Genomic DNA, 21,438 nt, shown 5'->3' on the forward strand with positions numbered 1-21,438 from the left:
GAGGAGCCCGGAGCAGCATGCGTACAGGTCGTCGGACGCGGGCCGGCATCGGGCGGTGACTACGACCCAACGGGGCAGCTCGGCTGGTCCGGTCGGCGGCGAGGGGCATCCGTCGCGCCGTCCGACCCGCCATCACGGCGCGGGGCTGCCCGCCGACCCGCCGCTGGCCCGTGAGCTGCTCGACGGGCTGGCCGAGGCGGTGCTGACGACCGACGCAACCGGCCGGGTGACCCTGGTCAACGCCCGGGCGGTCGAGCTGCTCCCGGAGATCGTCGCAGGCGTCGAGCTGTCCGGGTGCGCGATGGCGGCGCTGGCCCGGGCCGTCCGCGACGGCACCGACGCGTTCGAGGCCGAGCACCACGGCCGCCACCTGCGCGGCGTCCGACGACAGCTCGCCGACGACCGGTACGCCTGGTACGTCCGCGACGTCACCGAGGAGCACGCCCGCACCGACGCCCTGCTGGCCGAGCGCTCCCGCACCGCCTTCCTCGCCCAGGCCGGCAGCCGGCTCGGGCTGTCGCTGCACCGGGACCAGACACTCCGTACCACCGTGACCCTCGCCGTGCCGTACCTGGCCGATGCCGCCGTGGCGCTGCTCCGCCCGCCCGCGCCGGCCGAGCCGCACCCCCGCTTCACGCGGTACGCCGACGACGAGCCGGCCCCGATGACCGGGATTGCCGACGCGGAGCTGACCGACCTCGTCCCCGATCTCGGTGCGGCGCTCGACGGCGACCTCAGCGAGCCGACCCCTTGGCCGGACGCCGACGTCGCCGGGCTGACCGCCCTGCTTCCGCCCAGCTTCGGCCGGCCCGGCGCGGCACTGGTCAGTCCGATGCGCGGCCCCGGCGGCCCGGCCGGCGCCCTGCTGCTCGTCCGCCGCGCCGGGCGGGCCGACTTCGACTCTCGCGACCGCGAGCTGGCCCGCGAATTCGCCGCGCGGGCCGGCGCGGCGCTGGCCGCCGCCGAGCTGTACGGCGAGCAGGCCCACCTGGCCCGGGTGCTGCAGACCAGCCTGCTCCCGCCGGAGCTGCCGACGGTGCCCGGCGTACGCCTGGCCGGCGGCTACCGGGCCGCAGGCGACACGCTGCGCATCGGCGGGGACTTCTACGAGGTGTTCCCGCACCCGCGGGGCGCGCTCTTCGCGCTGGGCGACGTCTCCGGCAAGGGCGTCGGCGCGGCCGTGCTGACCGGGCGGGTCCGGCAGTCGCTACAGACGCTACGACTCGTCGAGCAGCGCCCCCTGGAACTGATCCACCTGCTCAACCGCACCCTGTTCGACGCCCCCGACGCGACACGGCGCAGCCAGCTCACCACCCTGCTGCTCGGGTGGCTGGAGCACGGGCCGACGGGGGTGGATCTCCGGATCGCCGGCGGCGGCCACCCCGCGCCACTGCTGGTCACCGCCACGGGCTCCGTCACCAACGTCCCGGTCGGCGGTATGCCGGTCGGCGCGCTGACCGACGCCCGGTTCACCGAGGTGCGGGTGCACCTCGATCCGGGCGATCTGCTCCTCGCGTACACCGACGGGGTGACCGAGGCGGGCGGCGGCCCGGCCCGGGCGGAGAAGTTCGGCGAGCGCCGGCTGCGCGGCGCACTCGCCGCGGCGGCCGGTCTGCCTCCGGCGGCCCTTGTCGACAGGCTGCTCCAGGTGGTCGACGAGTGGGTGGGCGGGCAGGCCGCCGACGACATCGCCATGTTGGCGGTGTACGCGTCGACGCCGGACTGAGCCCCGACCGTCAGGCGGTCCGCGCCACCGGTGGCTCACCGGCGGGCCAGTCGCGGGGCGCGCTCACCGTCCGCTCCGGTCTCGCCGCCCCGCTCTGCCACACCTCTCGGGTGGGGCGGTCCGGCTGCTCCGGCGACCTGCGCGTCGGGCCGTCGGGCCGGTCCGGATCCTGCGGCCATTCCTCCCGCCCGCGCGGGGAGTCCCCGTCATCCGGTGTGCTCCGCGCCTGCTGCCGGCGGGCGGTCTCGTCGAACTCCCGCACCCCGCTCACCAGCGCGGCGCGACCCGCCGGGCTCATCGCCGCCAACACGGCGGCCAGCCGCGCCTGGCGGTCGTTGCGTAGCTCCGCGAGGAGCCGCCGGGCCTCCGGGGTGAGGTGCAGGGAGATTTCCCGCCGGTCGAAGCGCCCCGGCTCACGCTCGAGCATGCCGGCCGCGACCAACCTGTCGCACAGGCGGCTGGCGGAACTCAACAACATGTCCAGCCGGGTGGCGAGCCGGCGTAGGTTGATCCCGTCGTACTGCTCGACCACCATCACCGCCCGTAGTTGGGCACCGGAAACCCGGCTGGCGGTCGCCTCACGGGCGGAATCCCAGACGCCCAGCAGGGCACCCGCCGCCGCGTCCAATGCGGCAGCCATACTCGTCGCAGGGTCCGGTGGACCGTTGTGTTCGGCCATGGTGGCCCGAGACTACTCCGAACCCACTGGTGGTCGAGCTTGGATGAAGGAGGCCTGATGAGCGAACCGGTCAATCGGGCACGCCGCACCCTGAACGAGACACCGGCCGACCGTCTCGTGGGTGGCGTTCGCAAGGTTCTCGACGAGGCGTACGGGATTTCCGAGGCAGAGCTGTACCAGGTCGACTACCGCCTCGCGGAGCTGCTGCCCCTCACCGAGGGTGATTCACTCCGAGGCGCCGGCCACCCCGCCTGGCGTGCCTTCGACCACCAGTCGCCCGTCCTGGTCGACGGCGTGGCCTGGTTCCCGGTCACCATGCGCGGTGAACGTCGGGGCGTGCTGCGTCTGGCGCCGGTGGTCGACGACCCGGCGGTGCTCGCCGCGCTGGCCGACGTCTGCACCGCGCTGGCACACGAGGTGGCCGCCGTCTCCCCCGGCACCGACGTCTACAGCGTGGCCCGACGCAGCCAGCGGCTCACCCTGGCCGCCGAGATGCAGTGGGACCTGCTGCCCGGCCGGAGCCGGGTCCGCCCCTCGTTCAGCCTGGCCGGCCAGCTCGAACCGGCGTACGCCGTGCGTGGTGACAGCTTCGACTGGTCCGACGACGGGGAACGGCTCTGGCTCTCCACGGTCAACGGCAGCGGTGAGGGTGTCGCGGCATCGCTGCTCACGTCGCTGGCCACCCACGCGCTGCGCAACGCCCGCCGGGCCGGCCTCGGCCTGGGCGATCAGGCCGCCCTCGCCGACCAGGCCATCTACGACGAGTACCGGGGCAAGCGGCACCTCTCCGTGCTGCTGATGGAGCTGGACCTGCGCTCCGGAACGATGACCGTGGTGGACGCGGGCTCGCCACGGCTCGTGCTCCTGCGCCGGGGCGAGGTCACCGAGCAGCCGCTGGAGGCGCAGTTCCCACTCGGCATGTTCGAGGCGACCGACTACCACGAGCAGACGTTCACGCTGGAACGCGGTGACCGGTTGTTCGTCGTCAGCGACGGCGTCGTGGAGGCCACCGGGCAGAACGTCCGCTACGGCGAGACGGCACTGGAACGGTTCCTGCGGCGGACCGGCCCGATGGAGCCGCTGGACGCCGTCCGGTCGCTCCTCGGTGACCTGCGCGCGTTCGTGGCCGGCGACCTCGTCGACGACGCCGTGGTGGTCTGCCTGGACTGGACCGGGCCCCAGCCCTGAGCGTCGCGGTCAGTACGCGCCGCGACTGTTCAGCACCGCGCCGGCGGTCTTCCAGAGGATGGTGAGGTCGGCGGCGAGCGACCAGTTCTCCACGTAGTAGAGATCGAGTCGGATGCCGTCCTCCCAACTGAGGTCGGACCGGCCGCTGACCTGCCACAGGCCGGTCATGCCGGGCTTGACCAGCAGTCGCCGGGCCACGTCGCCGTCGTAGCGGGCCACCTCGGACGGGAGCGGCGGACGCGGCCCGACGAGGCTCATCTGGCCCAGCAGGACGTTGACCAGCTGCGGCAGCTCGTCCAGCGACCACTTGCGCAGCAGCCGGCCGACCCGCGTCACCCGAGGGTCGTCGCGCATCTTGAACATCAGGCCGTCGGTCTCGTTCCGGGCCGCCAGCTCGGCGAGCAACGCGTCGGCGTTGACCACCATCGTCCGGAACTTGAACACCCCGAACTCCTGCCCGCCCCGCCCCACCCGGACCTGGCGGAACAACACCGGCCCCCGGCTGTCCATCTTGATGGCCAACGCGATGACCGCGATCAGCGGCAGGAGCAACGCCAGAGCGACCGACGACATCGACCGGTCGACGAAACCCTTGACCAGCTTGCGCGCGCCGCGGAACTCGGGCGCCTCGACGTGGATCAGGGGCAGCCCGGCGACCGGGCGGGTGTGGATCCGCGGGCCCGCCACGTCGGTGAGCGCGGGGGCCACGACGAGGTCGACGCCGGTCCCCTCCAACTGCCAGCCGAGTCGACGCAGTCGGGCCGCGGTCAGCTCACCGGAGGCGGTCACCGCCACGGTGTCCGCGCCGATCGCGGTCGCGGCCTCCGGGATGCCCCGGAACGATCCCACCACCGGTACGTCGCCGAGTCGCTGCGCCACCGGCGCGAGCAGCGCGTCGGGGATGCACGCGCCGACCACCTGGTAGCCGGCGTACGGCTCGCGACGCAGGGTGTGCACCAGTTCCAGGACGTGCGCGGTGTCGCCGACGACGAGCACCCGGCGGGACCAGCCGGCGCCCTTCGAGCGGGCCCGGTGCAGCCGTTTGCGCGCCGCGAACCGGGTCACCTCCAACCCGATGGTGCCGACCGCGAAGGAGATGCCGAGGAACCCTCGGGAGACGCCGACGTCGGCGATGTAGCCGGCGATGGCGATGGCGCCGGCCAGTCGCAGGCTCGCCGAGCTGACCCGCCGGTACTCGTCCGCCCCGTAGCCGACGACCCGGTCGTCGTAGCAGCCGAGCGCCTTGAGGGAGATCAGCCAGGCCAGGACCAGGCCGGGGGCCACCAGGACGTACGGGATCTTGGAGCCGACCGGCTCCTCGTCACCGAACCTGCCGACGTATCCGACGAGCAGCGCGATGATGAGGACGGTGGTGTCCAGCACCACCAGGACCCGGATGTAGGACCGTTCGTCAGCACGGGCCACCAGCCCGCTCGGACGGTCCTGCGGCGTCGCCGGGGTGTCGGCGGGGGTCAACAGTGTCGCGGTCGTCACCGGCCCTCCCACTCTGCTCAGGACGGCCCCGGCCGACGGGTCGGACCGTAGGCGGACCGACATTGCCGGAACACGTCGACATCCTGCCCTGACAACTATGACTGCCGATTGCTTCCGACGTATTGCCGTCACTTTTCCTCAATCCCGTGGCCACAAAAGAAACCCGCCGTACCGGCTCAGCGGTACGGCGGGTTCGTTTTGCTCAGCGACGGGTCAGCGCGGGGCTGGGGGACGACGCGCGATGGCGGTGAGGAAGATGCTGCCGATCTCGCTCGGGTCCTTCGTGACGAAGACGTCCCCGCCGGTCACCTTCGTGATCGACTCCAGTTCGGCCTTGCTGACGCCCTCGCCGATACCGATCATGATGACCTGCACCGGCCGCTCCGGATCGGCGATCTGCTTGAGCTTGGCGAGCAGCTGCTGCTGGTTGATGCCGTTGTCGTCCTCGTTCTTGCCGTCGGTGAACAGCACGATCGAGTTGACCCGGCCCGGCTGCCAGTCCTCCTGCACCGCCTGGTACGCGGCCAGCATCGTGTCGTACAGGCCGGTGTCACCGTCCGACGGCTTGATGGTGGCGAGCGCACCCTCCAACTGGGCCCGCTGGCCGGAGAGCGGTCCGATCGGCACGAGTTCCCGGTAGTCACGGTTGCCGACCAGCTTGGTGGAGAAGGTCCACAGACCGATGGACCAGGTGTCGTCGAAGAGCCCGAGGCCGCGCCGGGCCGCGTCGACGGTGACCTCCTCCCGGCTGCGGTTGTTGGCGCTGGGCACCTCGTCCTTCATCGAGCCGGAGACGTCGATGACGGCGAGCATCCGGCCGGACTGGGTGGCGATCGACCAACTGGACACGACACGCTGTATCGCGGCCGGGTCCAGGCCGCCGGCCGCGGTGCCGCCGGCCGCCGGGGCGGTCGACGCGCCACCGGCCGGGCTCGGCGCGCCCTGCGGGGCGTTGAAGCCGGCACCCCAGTTGCCGTCCGGCCCGCGTAGCGACTGCGCCGCCAGGCGGTCCCGGAACTTCGGCGCGGTGAGCAGCTCGTACAGCACCTTCGCCGCCGCCGCCTTGGTCGGCTCGATACCGGGCAGCACCGCGTACGGGTAGTCCAGCGGCATCGGCGCCGGCTCCATGTAGAGCGCGGCGAGCGGCACCGGAGGCTTCTTCTTGTTGTACGCGATCACGTCTTCCTCGGACAGCGCCGCCGCACCGAGAGCGCTCGCGATGGAGGTCGGGTCCGTGGCGGTCGGGAAGCGGGCCAGGAGGTCGTTGCGGAGCGAGGAGCGACCCGTGGCCAGCGCCCGCAGCGCGCCCACCGTGTTGCGCTGAGCGTCGCCGCCCGCGCCACTGGCGGCCGTGGTCAGCGAGAGCAGGCCGGAGAGCCCGGCCGCGTCCCGGGTCGGCTCGACGATTCCGGTACGCAACGGCTTGCTGCTGTTGACCTGCTTGAGCAGATCGGCCCAGGTGAACTTGGCGTTGGGCCAGCCCAGCCGCATCGCCACCGGCTCGGGCATCGCCACCACGACGGGGCTGCGCGCGATGGAGGCGCCGTTGGTCGGCGCGAACGCCGTGGCGTCCTTCTTGAGACGCAGCAGCCAGGTCGAGGAGTCCGGCACCCAGACGTCGGGGGTGACGGCCGTGCCGCTGGCCTGGCCGACGCCGGCGAGTACGGCGCCATGCTTCGCGGCCACCACGGCGGCCACGTCGACCGGGTCGGATGCCGAGACATCGACCCGGATGCAGGTGGGGCCGACCGCGGCGCCGTCCTTGACCCACTGGGAGGCGGCGGCGTCCACCGCGGGCGCGAGCTCAGAGGCGACCGCCACGGCGAGTCGGATCTCCCCTGAACAGCTTGGCTGAATCAACTCCTTATAACCGAACCAGACGCCGGTGGTGACGACGAGAACCGTCACCGTTGCAGCGGCGGCGGCTAGATGAAGTTTCGAACGCATTCGATGGCGGCCTGCAGACACGCTGACCATCTTGCGTATTAGGTGCCGTCTCTGCCACATCCGTTCGGACTAAAGTTACGCAGGAGAAACAGTTGATCACCATTTAGCAACAGAGAGTGATGAATCGGCCCCACGGCGTTGCCAAACCCGCCGTGCTCTCGCATTTGCTTCCGTCATTTCGTCCACTCACGGCAGGACGCACGTCGGGCTCGCCAGCGGTACGGGCTCGCCCACCGGAGTCGGTACGCCCGTGCTCGGATCACGTCGGAACACCCGCACCATGTCCGCCCGCTCGTCGGCGACGTAGAGATGCTCGCCGATCAGGGCGAAGTGTCGCGGCCACTCCCCGCCGGTGTCCACCTCGGACACCAGCGCGGGCAGCTCACCGGTCAGGTCGAAGACGGCGATGGTGCCGATACCGCGGTTCGCGACGTAGAGGAAACGCCCGTCCGGGGCGACAGCGACCTCCGAGGGCTGGACGTGACCGGTCCGCCCGCTCGCGTCGACCCGGCCACGCTGGTGCAGCGACCCGTCCCCGGTCAGCTCGTACGCGGTGACCGTGCCGTCCAACTCGCCGACCAGGTAGCAGCGCCGGCCGTCGGGGTGACGGGCCAGGTGCCGGGGCCCGACGCCCGGCGCGGTGCGCAGCCGCGGACCGCGCGGCACCAGCCGCCCGCTCGCGTCGTCCAGGTCGTACCGGTAGACGGAGTCGGTGCCGAGGTCCACCGCCAGCAGGGGTTCGCGGTCACGGCCGGGCGACACCATGTGGGCGTGCGCCCGCTCCTGGCGTTCCGGGTCGGCGCCGTGGCCCTCGTGGACCACGAGATCGGTGCGTTCACCGGGCACGCCCTGCTCGTCCAGCGGGAAGACCGCGACGCTTCCGCTGCCGTAGTTGGCCGCCACCAGGTGCCCACCGTCCGGCAGCACCGCCAGGTGGCAGGGCTCGGCACCGCCGGTCGAGAAGCTGCCGAGCGGGTCCAACGCGCCGTCCGGCCCGACCTGCCAGGCGCTGACCAGACCGTCGGTCAACTCGTTGACCGCGTAGAGCACCGGGCGCGTGGGGTGCCGCGCGAGGAACGACGGCGACGGCGTGACCGCCACCGTGCCGAGCGGAGTCAGTGCCCCGGTGGCCGGGTCGCGGCGCGCGGCCACGATGCCGTCCGCCCGCCCGCCGCTCTGCGCGGTATAACCCCCGATGTGGACGACCTCGCCCTGACCAGTCACGCTGCACTCCTTCGCTGACATTCTGGGGTAGATCCAACCAGAGCTGCCCACGCAGCCGGCCGGCTAACCGGCTTTTCGACGCCAGCGCGGTCCGCAGGGCACGCGGCGGCGGCTCAGGAGGCCGGCACCGGCTCGCCGCGCTGTCGGGCCACGTGCTCGACCAGGGAGATCAACACCAGCTTGCCGGACTGTCGGTCCCGGGCGTCGCAGAGCACCATCGGCACGTCCGGGTCCAGGTCGAGCGCTCGGCGTACGGTCTCCAGGTCGAAGCGACGGGTGTCCTCGAAACAGTTGACGCCCACCACGAACGGGATGCCACGCTGCTCGAAGTAGTCGATCGAGGGGAAGCAGTCGGCCAACCGCCGGGTGTCGGCGAGGACCACCGCGCCGAGCGCGCCGAAGGCCAGCTCGTCCCAGAGGAACCAGAACCGGTCCTGGCCGGGGGTGCCGAACAGGTACACCTGGAGGTCGTCGTTGATGGTGATCCGGCCGAAGTCCATCGCCACGGTGGTGGTCGTCTTGCCCTCCACCCCCGAGAGGTCGTCGGTGCCGATGCCGGCGTCGGTCAGCACCTCCTCGGTCTGCAACGGCCGGACCTCGCTCAACGCGCTCACCAGCGTCGTCTTGCCGGCGCCGAAGCCCCCCGCGATGAGAATCTTCAGTGCCAGCGGGACGGTGACGGCTGAGCCCGCATGGTCATAGCGCACGGAGTCCACTGACCACCGCCTTGAGGATGTCGTCGTTGGGAAGATCGCGGCTGGCCGGCGGCTCGTGCACCGCGACCAGGCCCTGCGCGAGGAGGTCGCCGAGCAGCACCCGGATCACCCCGACCGCGAGGTCCAGCTCGGTTGCCAGCTCGGCCACCGACACCGGGCGACCGGCCAGGGCGACCAGCCGCCGGTGCTCCGGCGGCAACTGCGGCTGAGCCGCCGGGTCGAGGTCCGCGGCGGCCAGCACGAACGCGACCAGGTCGAAGCCACCGGCGGCGGAGCGCACCCGGCCGCCGGTGAGCGTGTACGGGCGGACCACCGGGCCCGCGTCGCCGTCCAGCCACTCGTGCTGGGGGCCGGGCGGCTCAGTCCGCATCACCGGCGTCCGCGGATGGTCGGGCCGACGCGGTCAGGTTCTCCCCCACACGGATGACCAGCATCGCCATCTCGTACGCGACCAGCCCGATGTCCGCGTCCGCGTCACTCACCACGGCCAGGCAGGCACCCTGGCCGGCGGTGGTGACGAAGAGGTACGCCGACTCCATCTCCACCACGGTCTGCCGGACCGGACCACCGTCCACGTGGTGACTCGCGCCCCGAGCCAGGCTGGAGAAGCCGGCGGCGAGCGCGCAGAGGTGCTCGGCGTCGGCGCGTTCCAACTCGGCCGAGGAACCGAGCAGCAGTCCGTCGGCAGAGAGCACGACCGCCTCCCGGGCGGCCGGCACCCGCTGCACCAGGTCGTCGAGCAGCCAATCGAGGCTGGCGCTCTGCTTCGTCGTTTCCCGCACTAGGCGTCCCTCTCAGTCGCTGTCGGTTCGAAGGCCTTCGGGGGCGCGGAGGATCCCGAATCGGCAGCGGACCCGGTCTCGGCGGCCGTCGCGGGTCGCTGAGCCGGGACCGCCGTCGGCGCAGCGGCCGGGATCGCCGGTGCTGCGGAGGGCGGAGGCGTGGATGCGCGGGTCGGGGCCGGCGGGGTGACCACGGATGCCCGGCCGCGGGCGGTACCGGCCTGCAGGGACGCCATCACCCGGCGTACCTCCTCCGGCGAGCGGGGCGACGGCATGTCGGCGGCGGTGGGCCGGGGCAGGGCGTTGGGGGTCCGTCGCCGTACCCGCCGGGGCAGCCCCTCCAGGTCGTCCGCCGTCCCGTTGGATGGCGGCTCGTCCGTCGCGGCCGGCACATCGGGCGCCGGGCCCGTGCGCAGGTCGAGGGTGGGCGGGTCAGTGGTGACGGCCGGGGCCGAGGTGGTACGACCGGCGCGCGACCGGGGTGCCGTCGTCCGGCGTACGGGCCGGGTCAGCCGCCGGTCACCGGGCGCGGCGGCGAGCGCGGCCGGGTCGGGGCCGGCCGGCGGCTCGGCGGTCACCAGGTCGGTGGGGATCAGCACCACGGCGGTGACGCCGCCGTCCTCGGGGGACCGCAGGCTTACGCGTACGGAGTGCCGCGCCGCCAGCCGGGCCACCACGAACAGACCGAGGCGGGCGCTCTGCGCCGGATCGAACTCGGGCGAGCTGGTCAGGCGGGTGTTGGCATTCTCCAGCGCGGTGGCGGACATGCCCAGCCCCTGATCGGTGACCGACAGGACGTACCCGTCGGCGAACTGCTCCCCGGTGATGGTCACCCGGGTGTCCGGCGGGGAGAAGGCGGTGGCGTTCTCGACCAGCTCGGCGAGCAGGTGGATGATGTCGCCCACCGCCCGGCCCAGCACACCGGCCGGCTGTACGACGGTGATGTCCACCCGGTCGTACGCCTCGACCTCACTGATCGCCCCGCGGACCAGGTCGACCATCGCGACCGGGTTGCGCCACCCCCGGCCCGGCGCGGAGCCGGCCAGGATGACCAGGTCCTCGGCGTGCCGGCGGAGTCGGGTGGCCAGATGGTCCACCTGGAACAGCTCGGCCAGCTCGTCCGGGTCCTCGGCGCGTCGCTCCATCCGGTCCAGCAGGTGCAACTGCCGGTGCACCAGGCCCTGGCTGCGGCGGGCGATGTTGAGGAACACCTCGTTGAGCCCTCGGCGCAGGGTGACCTCGTCCACGGCCGCCTGGACGGCGGTGCGCTGCACCTCGGTGAAGGCCCGCCCGACCTCGCCGATCTCGTCGTGGCCGTACTCCAGGGGTGGCGCCTCCCGGGCGACGTCGACGTGCTCGCCGCGACGCAGCCGCGCCACCACGTCGGGTAGCCGGTGCTCGGCCAGTTCGAGGGCGGCGGTACGGACTCCGCTGAGCCGCCGGACCAGGGTGCGGCCGACCCGCAGCGCCACCAGCACCGAGACCACCACGGCGACGAGACCGAGCACCCCGGCGGCGGCGAGACGGACCAGGATCCCGACCGCCATCGGCACCGAACGGTCGGTGAGGTCGTCGGCCTCGGCCAACTCGAAGTCGCGCAACTGCTGTTGTACGGCGTCGTGGCTGGCCTGCCACACGGCGGCGTCGACCGGTGGCCGACCGGACCGGTTGGCGCCGATCAGCGCGTCCTGCATGGCGCGCAGGCTGGTGAAATCGGGAGTCTCGGTGAGCCGCTGGTACGCGGTGCGCCCGGCCTCGGGCAGGTCGGCCACCGCGCTCTCGGTGAGCCAGCGCTGGTTGCCGATGGTCTGTACGAGCAGCGCGTGCTCCCCATTGGCGAACTTCCCGGCGGTCAGCACCCCGGCCAGCATCGCGTCGGTCTGGCCCAGCAGCTCGCGGGATCGGCCCAGCGTGGTGAGGGCCAGCGCCTGCCGGTTGATGCCGGGGTCGCTCAGGCTGGCCATGGCGGAGAACGCCTGGAAAGCGGCCGAGACCATGCCGCTGTAGAGGCCGATCGCCCCCGCGCGGTCCATCATCCCGTCGTCGATGAAGTCCCGCCCGGTCGGCAGCGCCGCCAGGGCGGTGACGAGCCGGTTGACGCGGTCCTCCAGCAGGTCGTCGGCGGCGTCGCGCAACGCCTCCCCGTCGACGCGGCGACGCAGCTCGGCGACCGCCCGGTCGGTACGCAGGCGCTGCTCGGCCAACGCGGGCAGTTCGGTGTCGCCGGCGAGCTGCACCACCGAGAGGCGACGCTCGCGTTGCAGCTCGGTGACCACCGTCTCGCCGGGGCGGCCCAGGTCGTAGAGGAGGGTGCGCGCGGAGAGCAGGTTCAGGGCGGGACCGAAGGTCAACGTCGTCGCGAAGATCCACAGCGCGAGGAGCGCGGTCACCGGCGCGACGACCAATGCGGTCAGCTTCGAACGGATGGGCCAGTCGCGGGTTCTCATCAGACCTCGCCCGTGAAGGGGTGGCAGGAGGGGCGCCGGCACCGCCGGGCAGCGCGCTCGCCGGTCGCGTACCCGGTCGTCGGGCCGGGCACCGGCGCGCGCGCCTTGGGCAGGATACGTAATCATGCCCGGTTGCACTACCGCCGTCCCTCCTGCGCAGCGCTCCTCCGCTCGCAGGCCGGGCGTCCCGCCGCCGTGCTCCTCCGGCCGCTGGTACAGGGCCGGAACGGATCAGACGATGCCGGCGATGTCGTACGACGGGGACCAGTCCACCCACGCGGACTATCTGGAATGAGTCAGTTTTCTGTCAGCTACCGACCCGGCGAACCGCGATCGGCGAGGAAAGTCCCCCGGATCGGGATTGGCGATCAGTACGCGGAGGGAATACCAGACGACGAAGGAGGAGCCCATGTCGCCCACGCAGATAGTCGTCATCGTGCTCGTCGTGCTGGTGATCATCGCGGCGATCGCCGTGGCCGTCCGGACGATCGGTCGCCGCCGCGCGCTGCGCAGCCGGTTCGGACCGGAGTACGACCGGGTGGTGCAGGAGCAGGAGAGCCGGTCCGCTGCGGAGCGTGAGCTACGCGACCGGGAGCGCCGGCACGCCGAGCTCACGCTCACCCCGCTCAGCCCAGAGTCGCGGGCGCGGTACGCCGCCGCCTGGGAGGAGCTCCAGATCCGCTTCATCGACTCGCCGGGTGAGACCGTGGGCGACGCGGACGAACTGGTCACCCGGCTCATCGAGGAGCAGGGCTACCCGACCGGTGACTTCTCCGACCAGATCGCCCACCTCTCCGTCGAGCACGCCCGCACCCTGACCAACTACCGGGACGCGCACGAGATCCACCTGCGCAACTCGCGGGGTGAGGCGACCACCGAGGAGCTGCGTCAGGCGGTCGTGCACTACCGGGCCCTCTTCGCCGACCTGCTCGGCGAGGAGCCCGTCGGTCAGCGCACGCCCGAACAGCGTTCCCACCCGGACACTCCGCACGACGCCACGAGCCGCTGAGGAGGCCACCGATGCGCCACGAAGAGCAGCAGGTGAGCAACGACCACCCGGAGGCCGTCCGGTCCGCGCCGGTGCCGGTCCCGCCGACCCGCGACCGGGCCGCCCACTCGGACGTACCCGAGGACGCCCTGGACGACCGGGGCACCTTCGACGACCCGACCGTCGATGACGAGCGGAGCGCCGACGACACCCCGACCGGCGACCACGAGCGGGCCAACGGCACCGATCCCGGCGTCCGGCACCACCGGGCCGACGACGAGGGTGGCTTCCACGAGCCGGGTCCGCTGCCGACCACTTTCGGCGCCACCACGGTCGCCGACGCGGTGGCCGCGTCCGCCCTGGCCAGCCCGCGCCCGCAGGACCAGCCCGACCCACGGGCCGAGCGGACCGCCGCGCCGGGTGACGGCGCCGAGGACGGCGAGCGGGAGGGCCTGCGCGCCGACCCCACCGCCGAACTGCACCGCCGCGACGGCGTCGCGGAGACCGATGCCGACCCGACACCCGACGCCGAAGGGGCAGCCGACCTGGACATCGACGACCGACGTGACCGGGCCGACACCGCACGAACCGTCGTCGCGCCGGGGAGCACGGAGGGCGCACCGGAACGCCGGAGCGACCTGACCGACTGGGCCGGCGATCCGGACGCGGCCACGGCGGGCGCGGCCGGCTACGGCAGCGCGTCACCGGAGTTGGTCGACCCGGACGCGGACGGCGAGCCGGTCGCCACCGAGGGCACCTCCCTGGAGTCGGCCGGCACCTCGCGACCCGCCGGTTCGACCGTCGCCACCGACGCGGCCACGCTCCTGGACGGGGACACCGCACAGGGTTTCCGGGACCGCTGGCGGGACGTGCAACTACGGTTCGTCGACGATCCGCACGCCGCGGCGGGCGAGGCGCAGGCCCTGGTCGAGGAGGCCATCCAGGCACTCGCCTCGGCGCTCGCGGCGCAGAAGAACACGCTGGGCGGCTGGCAGGACGCCGGCTCGGCGGACACCGAGCAACTGCGGATGGCGGTCCGCAACTACCGGGACTTCCTGGACCGCGTCCTCGGTCGTTGACCCACCGGACCACAGGGGCGCTCGGCCGACACCGGCCGGGCGCCCCGTTTCGTGTCCGCGCCCGCCCGGCTGCCCCGGACCTCTTCCCAAGAACTGGCGACGGGTACGCCACGGAAGACCGCCCGTGCGGGCCGGAACTCCACGGATCGGACAGGCAGGCGTGAAAGCCCGTCCACGGGGTAATAGGGCGCGCGCATCGAATCCGGTGCCAACGTCGGACGAGGGGTGACGAGATGGACGGCGGCGGCCTCCGGCTCAACATGAACGGGCTGGACTACCTGATCCTCGCGCTGTACTTCGTCACCGTCCTCGGGGTCGGCTTCGCCGCCCGCCGGGCGATCCGGACCAGCGTGGACTTCTTCCTCTCCGGTCGCTCCCTGCCCGCCTGGGTGACCGGCCTCGCCTTCGTCTCGGCGAACCTCGGGGCGCTGGAGATCATCGGAATGGCGGCCAACGGCGCCCAGTACGGCGCCATGACGGTCCACTACTACTGGATCGGCGCGGTGCCGGCGATGGTCTTCCTGGGCATCGTGATGATGCCCTTCTACTACGGCTCCAAGGTCCGCAGCGTCCCCGAGTACCTGCGGTTGCGCTTCAACCGGCCGACCCACCTGCTGAACGCGCTCAGCTTCGCAATCGCCCAGGTGCTGATCGCCGGGGTGAACCTCTACGCGCTGGCCCTGGTCATGCAGGCGCTGCTCGGCTGGCCGCTCTGGACGGCGATCGTGGTGGGCGCGGCGATCGTGCTGGCGTACATCACCATCGGTGGTCTCTCCGGGGCCATCTACAACGAGGTGCTCCAGTTCTTCGTCATCCTGGCCGGCCTCATCCCGGTCACCGTGATCGGTCTGGTCAAGGTCGGCGGCGTGAGTGGGCTGATGGACGCGGTCCGTGACTCCCCGCTCGGCGAGGCGGGCCTGCACACCTGGCAGGACACCGGCAGCACCGCCAACCCGCTCGGCGCGCAGTGGATCGGCATCGTCTTCGGTCTCGGCTTCGTGCTCTCGTTCGGCTACTGGACGACGAACTTCGCCGAGGTGCAGCGCGCCCTGTCCGCCAAGAACATGAGCGCTGCCCGGCGGACGCCGATCATCGCCGCGTACCCGAAGCTGTTCATCCCCCTGGTGACGATCATCCCGGGTCTGGTGGCCCTGGTGACGGTGAAGGGGCTCGGCGCGGAGAGCGGCGACCTGCAGTACAACAACGCCATCCCGCTGCTGATGCGGGACCTGCTGCCCAACGGTGTGCTCGGGGTGGCGGTCACCGGCCTGCTCGCGTCGTTCATGGCCGGCATGGCGGCCAACGTGAGTGGTTTCAACACCGTCTTCACCTACGACATCTGGCAGGCGTACGTCCGCCGGGGCCGATCCGACGAGTACTACCTGCGGATCGGCCGGTGGGCGACCGTCGGGGCCGTGGTGATCGGCATCGGAACGGCATTCATCGCGTCCGGGTTCAGCAACATCATGAACTACATCCAGGCGCTCTTCTCCCTGTTCAACGCACCGCTGTTCGCCACCTTCATCATCGGCATGTTCTGGAAGCGGATGAGCGCCCTCGCGGGCTTCTGGTCGCTGCTGCTCGGCACCCTGGCGTCGCTGGCGACGTACCTGCTCTACAAGGGCGGCGTGATCGACTTCAACTCCGACCTGGAGGAGAGCTTCTGGGGCGCCGGCATCGCGTTCGTCACCGTGGCGGTGGTCGCCGCCGTCCTCACTCCGCTCACCGCGCCCAAGCGCGACGAGGAGCTGCGCGGACTGGTCTACGGGCTGGGTGGCGTCGACCTGAAGGGCGACGTGCTCGCCGGGGACGCCGTCTGGTACCGCTCCCCCGTACTGCTCGGCGTGATCGCCGTCGCGCTCGCCGCCCTCTTCTACATCCCGGTCTTCTAGGAAAGGAGTCGGCAGATGAGCAACGACGGACAGCCGGCGCAGGACCCGCTGATCGACGAGACGCAGGCCGAGCAGCGGCGCTCCGCCGCCGCCCGACTGTTCGACATCCGTCGGGTGATCGGTGGGCTCTTCGTGGCGTACGGGATCATCGTGACGTTGATCGGCATCTTCGACAGCCGGGCCGAGATCGACAAGGCCGAGGGTGTCCGGATCAACCTGTGGGCCGGCCTGGCCATGCTCGCCTTCGGACTGGTCATGCTGATCTGGCAGTGGCTGCGGCCGGCGGAGGCGCCCCCCGCGAACGAGTAGCCCGACCCTGAGCCCTGGTCCGCCGTCGGCGCCGTCCACCCGGATGGCGCCGGCGTCGCGCATGGGCACCCGCGCACGGGGTACGCGAGGGGGATCAGGCACCGTGTCGGACACAGGAGGCAGCACCATGACCGATCGCGACCGCCGACCGCTGGAGGAGAGCCCGCAAACGGCCGCTGCGGTGGACGACGACAGCACCGTCCCGGAGCTGCGGACCGGGGGCGGCCCCGACCGCGACACGCCGACTTTCACCGAGCCTCGCGGGCGGCAGCCGGATCTCGCCCCGGACACCGACGACCTGATCGGCGACCCGTACGGTGCCGGGACCGGTGCGACCGGGACGGGCACCGGCGCGGGCGGCGACAACATCCGTACCGGTGCCGAGCAGCCCTGGGAACCGGAGGACCTGGTGATGGCCCGTGGGCAGGACCTCACTCCGGAGAACCTGGAGAAGGCCCGCCGCGACCTGGCCGAACACGGCCGCGCGGCGATCGAACGCACGGTGCCCTGACCTGAGCCGCGAAAAGGGGGGTCCCCGGTCCGACCGTGCTGGTCGGACCGGGGACCCCGGGGAAACCTGCCTCCGGCAGTGCCTCACCTACTGCCGGGGGCGGGTTGGCGCGTGAGCCGCCCGATCAGAGCGCCGGGTAGGCGTTCTGCATCAGCTCCCGGAACTGGGCCGAGAACCACGCGCCGGAGATCGGAGCGTTGCCCAGGGCACCGGTCGGGTTGTTGCCGTTGCGGGCGTTGCCACCGTAGGTCGGGTCGCACATCCGGTCGAAGCCCTTGCCCTCGTTGTTCGGGATCTCCGAGCTGGAGCCGTCCGACTCACCCGGGGGCTTCACCCAGACGTAGGCGTCGATGCCCGTCGCCGGGTTCGCCCGCGGCCGCTCGCCGAGACCCGCACCGGCCTGGTTGCACCAGTTGCCGGCGTGGTACCGGCGGTCGACGCGACCACCGTTGACGTACGTGTCGACGCTGGTCGTCGCGCCCGGGCCGGTGGGCCGGTTGGCGCCGCCCCAGCCGTTACGGGACGTGTCGATCAGCATGCCGATGTTGGAGTTGAAGCCCAGCGACACCAGCTTGGTCCGGAACGCCTGGGCGAAGGACAGCTCGTCGACGTAGTAGTTCCAGTCGATCCACTTGGACTGCCGCACCGTCTGGCCGTTGACGTTGTCGGTGACCTTGAAGTACGGCTCGGTCAGCGCCGAGTAGTTCGCGGTGTTGGTGATGAAGCCGTGCACGTTGTTGACCGTGCTGCCGGAGGCGACGGCGGCGGTCTTCAGGATCTCGGCGGACGGGCCGAAGTTGCTGTCCCAACCGAGCCAGCCGTGGTGCCCGGCGTCGATGTAGTTGTAGACGTTGCCGATCGCGCCCAGCTTGGCGAGGGCGTAGCCGACACCGTTCACGTAGGCACCGTTGGCCTTGACCGTGTCACACATGACCGTGCCGCCGGCCTGGCCGGAGGTGTTGGTCACCAGGTTCGGCAGCGAGTCGATCTCGATGATGTTGATGATCCGGATGTTCCGGTACTTCGAGTCGCTCTGGATCGCGGCGATCGGGTCGATGTACTCGGACTTGTAGCGGGGCAGCTCGTCCGGGCCCAACTCGCCGTTGGAGGCGAGCGCCGAGCAGTCGCGGCCGGGCAGGTTGTAGATGACGAACTGGATGTAGCCGGCACCCTGGCGCAGCGCCTCGTCCAGGTGGTCCTTCACCCCGAAGGCGCCGTTGGAGCTGCTGTTCGGCGTGCCGTTGATCGCGGCGATCCGGTCCAGCCAGACGGCGGTGGGGTTGTTCGACACGCGGCTGCCGCCGGGCTCGGCGTCCGCCTTGGCCTTCCACTCCGGGTTCACGTAGCCGGGCACACCGGCGTACGGGTTGTCGACCTTCACGCCGGGGGGCGGGGTGGTCGGCGGCGGCCCGGTGGTGGGCGGCGGGGTCGTGGGAGGCGGCGTGGTGGGCGGAGGCGTCGTCGGCGGAGGCGTGGTGGGCGGCGGGGTGGTCGGGTTACCGGTGCCACCGTTGCAGACCACGCCGTTCAGGGTGAACGACGTCGGCTTGGGGTTGCTGCCGCTCCACGCGCCGTTGAACCCGAGGGTCGTCGACGCACCGGTGGCGAGGGTGCCGTTGTAGGACATGCTGCGGGCCGTGACCTGGCTGCCGGACTGGGTGTACGTGGCCGACCAGCCCTGCTGAACGCGCTGGCTGGAGTTGGGGAAGGTCCAGCCCAGCGTCCAACCGTTGACCGGGTCGCCGAGGTTCTTGATGGTGATGTTGGCGGTGAAGCCGCCCTGCCAGTCATTGGTCGTGTACGCGATGTCGCACTGCGTCGCGGCCTGCGCCGCGGTGACCGGGATCGTCACCAGCCCGCCGGCGACCAGAACGCCCGCGCCGGCGAGCGCGAGGGTCCGGCGGGGGCCGGACAGCCTTCTCCACACATTCATGCCACTGATCTCCTTGGGCGAGACCGGGCCCACGTACGGCCCGGCGAGACGGCCCGGCGGGCGTCCTGCACAGACGGCCTCCGGCGCCACGGGATTTTTTGGGGTGCCCGACCCGGACGGGCGGTGGTGGTGGTTGGTGGTGATTGGCCGGCACATGGCCGACCGATCGGTGGCCGGCTGTCGCCCGGTGAACCGGATGCCCTCGACGCCTGCCTGCGCGGTGTGGCTCCCCCGAACCGCGTGCGCCGATTCTTGCATGGGAGCGCTTCCATGGCAATGCCTCGATGCGCGACCGCCCTCGACTCGGACGATACCCCCGAGCGACGCGGGCGGCACCAGCCGTCCGTTACCGGTCGAGCACGGCTGGTACCGCGCGGCGGGCCCGGAATGCCGCTCGCCACCCGGCCGGGTGGTGAGCGCCCGAGGCGGCACGGCCGGCAGAGAAAGCCGCGTATCACTCCTTCGCCTCTTACCAGCAGCAAAGGTCAAAACGCGAATCTTTCACTTCATAAGTCGTGAAAAGGTCTAACGTCGGTCTTAGCTCGGTTGTCGCCGAGCTCAGGACAACAGGGATGGAGTGACGCAGGTCATGGCTAAGAAGATGCTCGGGAAGGTCGTTGCGGGCGCCGCCCTCGGGGGCGCGTCCCTCCTGGTGTTCGCGCCGGGGATCGCGTTCGCTGACGGTCACCACGACGAGGACGGCAAGGTCTACGCCAAGCCGCACGTCGTGAAGGCCGGCGACGAGGTCAAGCTCCTCGAGATCTGCCCGGATCGGCAGGAGCACGCGTACGTGTGGTCCAAGGTCACCGGCAAGGTCAAGCTCAAGCCGGCGCGGGACGACCGGGGCGAGGACCGCGGCGAGTGGGGCGAGGAGGAGGACTCCTACGACCACGACGATAAGGGCAAGGACGAGCACGGCAAGGACGACGACAAGGGCAAGGACGAGCACGGCAAGGACGACAAGGGCAAGGACCACGAAGGCAAGGACGACAAGGGCAAGGACCACGAAGGCAAGGACGACGAGGGCAAGGACAAGGGCGAGCACGGCGACGCCCAGCCCGGCGGTCAGGGCGGTGGCGCTGCCGCCGACGCCTACGAGGACGAGGACAGCAAGGACTGGAAGGGCGAGGAGCACGGCCAGGACGCCCAGGACGAAGGCAAGAAGGACTGGGACTCCAAGGACGAAGACAAGAAGGACTGGGACTCCAAGGACGAAGACAAGAAGGACTGGGACTCCAAGGACGAAGACAAGAAGGACTGGGAGTCCAAGGACCGCGAGTACGGCTCGGACGACGAATACGGCTCCGACAAGGGCTGGGAGTCCAAGGGCCACGAGTCCGAAGGCCGCGACTACGGCTCCGACGACGAATACGGCTCCGACAAGGGCTGGGAGTCCAAGGGCCACGAGTCCGAAGGCCGCGACTACGGCTCCGACGACGAATACGGCTCCGACAAGGGCTGGGAGTCCAAGGGCCACGAGTCCGAGGACCGCGACTACGGCTCGGACCACGGCCGGGACGAGCGTGGCTGGGACGACGAGCGCGAGTTCGTCTACTACGGCGAGGCCAAGGTCGACAAGGACGCCAAGCCGGGTCGCTACGAGCTCAAGGGCTCGTGCGGCGAGGGCGAACTGGTCGTCCTGCCCCACGGCGGGGTCGACGGTGGTGACGGCGGCGTCAGCACCGGCACCGACCGTAGCCTGGCCACCGGCGGCGCGAGCCTGCTCGGCGCTGCCGCGCTCGGCGGGATCGTGCTGATGCGTCGTCGGCGGACCGATGGTTCGCTCGCCTGACGTGACGGCGACACGGGCCGGCGGCCGTCACGGGAGACCGTGGCGTGCCGTCGGCGCGGCCGTCGTCGTCACCCTCGCCATGATCGGCGCCGGGATGATCGGCGCCTCGTTGCAGACCACGCCCGCTCCCCGACCCCCGCAGCCGCTGGCCCAGGCCGGCCCCGAGGTCACCGGGTCGGCGGTCCCCGACAGCGACATCCCACCCGCCGACCGGGAAGCCGCGCCGACCGCGCTGACCCGGTCCGCTCCGACCACCATCGAGATCCCCCGGATCGGCGTCGACGCGACGATCATGCCGCTGGGCACCAACCCGGACGGCACCGTCCAGGTCCCCCCGCTGGAGCAGGCCGACCAGGCTGGTTGGTACGAGCCGGGCACCAGCCCCGGTGAGACCGGCAACGCGGTCATCGTCGGGCACGTGGACTCGGCGAAGCTCGGCCCGGCCGTCTTCTTCGACCTCGGTTCACTCGTGCCCGGTGACACGATCACCGTGCGGCGGGCGGATGGCCAGCCGGCGACGTTCCGGGTCGACTCGGTGAAGTCGTACCCGAAGACGGCCTTCCCCACCGAGCTGGTGTACGGGCCGAACGACCGGCCCGGCCTGCGGGTGGTGACGTGCGGCGGGCAGTTCGACGAGACCGTACGCAGCTACACCGACAACATCGTCGTCTTCGCCAGCTTGACGACCTGAGCGGGCGTACTCGAAAGCGGTCCGGCCGGTCGGGGTCACC

Annotated in this window: 18 protein-coding genes; 9 read left to right on the forward strand and 9 right to left on the reverse strand. The window is 71.6% G+C overall.

Annotation, left to right across the window (positions count from 1 at the left end; translation table 11 throughout):
* Nucleotides 1-55: 55 nt before the first annotated feature.
* Nucleotides 56-1,726 (forward strand): SpoIIE family protein phosphatase, encoded by a 1,671-nt coding sequence (locus ACN269_RS13935; RefSeq protein WP_421472849.1) that lies wholly within the window; start codon nucleotides 56-58, stop codon nucleotides 1,724-1,726.
* Between the two features lie 10 nt (nucleotides 1,727-1,736).
* On the opposite strand, the gene ACN269_RS13940 is transcribed toward ACN269_RS13935, so the two are convergent.
* Nucleotides 1,737-2,366, reverse strand: coding sequence for a MarR family winged helix-turn-helix transcriptional regulator (locus ACN269_RS13940; RefSeq protein ID WP_421472850.1), 630 nt, complete (start codon nucleotides 2,364-2,366; stop codon nucleotides 1,737-1,739).
* A 96-nt stretch (nucleotides 2,367-2,462) separates the two neighbouring features.
* Between ACN269_RS13940 and ACN269_RS13945 the strand changes: the two genes are divergently transcribed.
* Nucleotides 2,463-3,593, forward strand: a complete 1,131-nt coding sequence (locus tag ACN269_RS13945) for a PP2C family protein-serine/threonine phosphatase (RefSeq protein WP_421472851.1) — start codon at nucleotides 2,463-2,465, stop codon at nucleotides 3,591-3,593.
* Between the two features lie 9 nt (nucleotides 3,594-3,602).
* Here the strand turns inward: ACN269_RS13945 and ACN269_RS13950 are convergent, their stop codons facing one another.
* The 7 genes from ACN269_RS13950 to ACN269_RS13980 form a co-directional block, all read right to left on the reverse strand.
* Nucleotides 3,603-5,087 (reverse strand): sugar transferase, encoded by a 1,485-nt coding sequence (locus ACN269_RS13950; RefSeq protein WP_421472852.1) that lies wholly within the window; start codon nucleotides 5,085-5,087, stop codon nucleotides 3,603-3,605.
* Between the two features lie 213 nt (nucleotides 5,088-5,300).
* Complete coding sequence (locus ACN269_RS13955) at nucleotides 5,301-7,055, reverse strand: substrate-binding domain-containing protein (protein ID WP_421472853.1); 1,755 nt, start codon at nucleotides 7,053-7,055, stop codon at nucleotides 5,301-5,303.
* A gap of 165 nt (nucleotides 7,056-7,220) precedes the next feature.
* Nucleotides 7,221-8,258 carry a lactonase family protein gene (locus ACN269_RS13960; protein WP_421472854.1) on the reverse strand — a complete coding sequence of 346 codons (1,038 nt, stop codon included), beginning with the start codon at nucleotides 8,256-8,258 and terminating at the stop codon, nucleotides 7,221-7,223.
* 113 nt (nucleotides 8,259-8,371) lie between these two features.
* Entirely contained in the window at nucleotides 8,372-8,974 is a 603-nt protein-coding gene (locus ACN269_RS13965; RefSeq protein WP_421472855.1) for a GTP-binding protein, read from the reverse strand.
* The gene (locus tag ACN269_RS13970; protein ID WP_421472856.1) at nucleotides 8,955-9,344 is read right to left on the reverse strand and encodes a DUF742 domain-containing protein; all 390 of its coding nucleotides are present in this window, start codon (nucleotides 9,342-9,344) and stop codon (nucleotides 8,955-8,957) included. The genes ACN269_RS13965 and ACN269_RS13970 overlap by 20 nt, the downstream gene beginning before the upstream one ends.
* On the reverse strand, nucleotides 9,334-9,756 hold the full coding sequence (locus tag ACN269_RS13975; protein WP_421472857.1) for a roadblock/LC7 domain-containing protein: 423 nt from the start codon (nucleotides 9,754-9,756) through the stop codon (nucleotides 9,334-9,336). Before ACN269_RS13975 ends, ACN269_RS13970 begins: the two co-directional genes overlap by 11 nt.
* A complete protein-coding gene (locus ACN269_RS13980; protein ID WP_421472858.1) occupies nucleotides 9,756-12,203 on the reverse strand; it encodes a nitrate- and nitrite sensing domain-containing protein in 2,448 nt (815 codons plus the stop codon). Before ACN269_RS13980 ends, ACN269_RS13975 begins: the two co-directional genes overlap by 1 nt.
* 409 nt (nucleotides 12,204-12,612) lie before the next feature.
* Here ACN269_RS13980 and ACN269_RS13985 point away from each other — a divergent pair, with 409 nt between their 5' ends.
* From ACN269_RS13985 to ACN269_RS14005, 5 genes are all read left to right on the forward strand, one after another.
* Nucleotides 12,613-13,212 carry a hypothetical protein gene (locus tag ACN269_RS13985; RefSeq protein WP_421472859.1) on the forward strand — a complete coding sequence of 200 codons (600 nt, stop codon included), beginning with the start codon at nucleotides 12,613-12,615 and terminating at the stop codon, nucleotides 13,210-13,212.
* Nucleotides 13,213-13,223: 11 nt separating this feature from the next.
* On the forward strand, nucleotides 13,224-14,270 hold the full coding sequence (locus tag ACN269_RS13990) for a hypothetical protein (RefSeq protein ID WP_421472860.1): 1,047 nt from the start codon (nucleotides 13,224-13,226) through the stop codon (nucleotides 14,268-14,270).
* A gap of 233 nt (nucleotides 14,271-14,503) precedes the next feature.
* Entirely contained in the window at nucleotides 14,504-16,162 is a 1,659-nt protein-coding gene (locus tag ACN269_RS13995; protein ID WP_421472861.1) for a sodium:solute symporter family protein, read from the forward strand.
* Nucleotides 16,163-16,177: 15 nt separating this feature from the next.
* Nucleotides 16,178-16,471 (forward strand): hypothetical protein, encoded by a 294-nt coding sequence (locus ACN269_RS14000; RefSeq protein WP_421472862.1) that lies wholly within the window; start codon nucleotides 16,178-16,180, stop codon nucleotides 16,469-16,471.
* A 127-nt stretch (nucleotides 16,472-16,598) separates the two neighbouring features.
* Nucleotides 16,599-16,982 carry a hypothetical protein gene (locus ACN269_RS14005; protein WP_421472863.1) on the forward strand — a complete coding sequence of 128 codons (384 nt, stop codon included), beginning with the start codon at nucleotides 16,599-16,601 and terminating at the stop codon, nucleotides 16,980-16,982.
* A gap of 124 nt (nucleotides 16,983-17,106) precedes the next feature.
* Here ACN269_RS14005 and ACN269_RS14010 read toward each other — a convergent pair whose 3' ends face one another.
* On the reverse strand, nucleotides 17,107-18,915 hold the full coding sequence (locus tag ACN269_RS14010) for a glycoside hydrolase family 6 protein (protein WP_421472864.1): 1,809 nt from the start codon (nucleotides 18,913-18,915) through the stop codon (nucleotides 17,107-17,109).
* 589 nt (nucleotides 18,916-19,504) lie between these two features.
* Here ACN269_RS14010 and ACN269_RS14015 point away from each other — a divergent pair.
* Nucleotides 19,505-20,707: a hypothetical protein gene (locus ACN269_RS14015; RefSeq protein WP_421472865.1), complete on the forward strand. Its 1,203-nt coding sequence runs from the start codon at nucleotides 19,505-19,507 to the stop codon at nucleotides 20,705-20,707.
* A gap of 1 nt (nucleotide 20,708) precedes the next feature.
* Nucleotides 20,709-21,398 (forward strand): class F sortase, encoded by a 690-nt coding sequence (locus tag ACN269_RS14020; protein WP_421472866.1) that lies wholly within the window; start codon nucleotides 20,709-20,711, stop codon nucleotides 21,396-21,398.
* Nucleotides 21,399-21,438 lie beyond the last annotated feature (40 nt).

The sequence above is a fragment of the Micromonospora sp. WMMD736 genome, from assembly GCF_049179015.1.
Classification (GTDB): domain Bacteria; phylum Actinomycetota; class Actinomycetes; order Mycobacteriales; family Micromonosporaceae; genus Micromonospora.

Excerpts from the sequence above, each read along its gene's own strand:
- ACN269_RS13940 (WP_421472850.1), bottom strand. The coding sequence starts at position 2,366 with ATGGCTGCCGCATTGGACGCGGCGGCGGGTGCCCTGCTGGGCGTCTGG.
- ACN269_RS13945 (WP_421472851.1), top strand. The coding sequence starts at position 2,463 with ATGAGCGAACCGGTCAATCGGGCACGCCGCACCCTGAACGAGACACCG.
- ACN269_RS13970 (WP_421472856.1), bottom strand. The coding sequence starts at position 9,344 with ATGCGGACTGAGCCGCCCGGCCCCCAGCACGAGTGGCTGGACGGCGAC.
- ACN269_RS13980 (WP_421472858.1), bottom strand. The coding sequence starts at position 12,203 with ATGAGAACCCGCGACTGGCCCATCCGTTCGAAGCTGACCGCATTGGTC.
- ACN269_RS13985 (WP_421472859.1), top strand. The coding sequence starts at position 12,613 with ATGTCGCCCACGCAGATAGTCGTCATCGTGCTCGTCGTGCTGGTGATC.
- ACN269_RS13990 (WP_421472860.1), top strand. The coding sequence starts at position 13,224 with ATGCGCCACGAAGAGCAGCAGGTGAGCAACGACCACCCGGAGGCCGTC.
- ACN269_RS13995 (WP_421472861.1), top strand. The coding sequence starts at position 14,504 with ATGGACGGCGGCGGCCTCCGGCTCAACATGAACGGGCTGGACTACCTG.
- ACN269_RS14000 (WP_421472862.1), top strand. The coding sequence starts at position 16,178 with ATGAGCAACGACGGACAGCCGGCGCAGGACCCGCTGATCGACGAGACG.
- ACN269_RS14005 (WP_421472863.1), top strand. The coding sequence starts at position 16,599 with ATGACCGATCGCGACCGCCGACCGCTGGAGGAGAGCCCGCAAACGGCC.
- ACN269_RS14010 (WP_421472864.1), bottom strand. The coding sequence starts at position 18,915 with ATGAATGTGTGGAGAAGGCTGTCCGGCCCCCGCCGGACCCTCGCGCTC.
- ACN269_RS14015 (WP_421472865.1), top strand. The coding sequence starts at position 19,505 with ATGGCTAAGAAGATGCTCGGGAAGGTCGTTGCGGGCGCCGCCCTCGGG.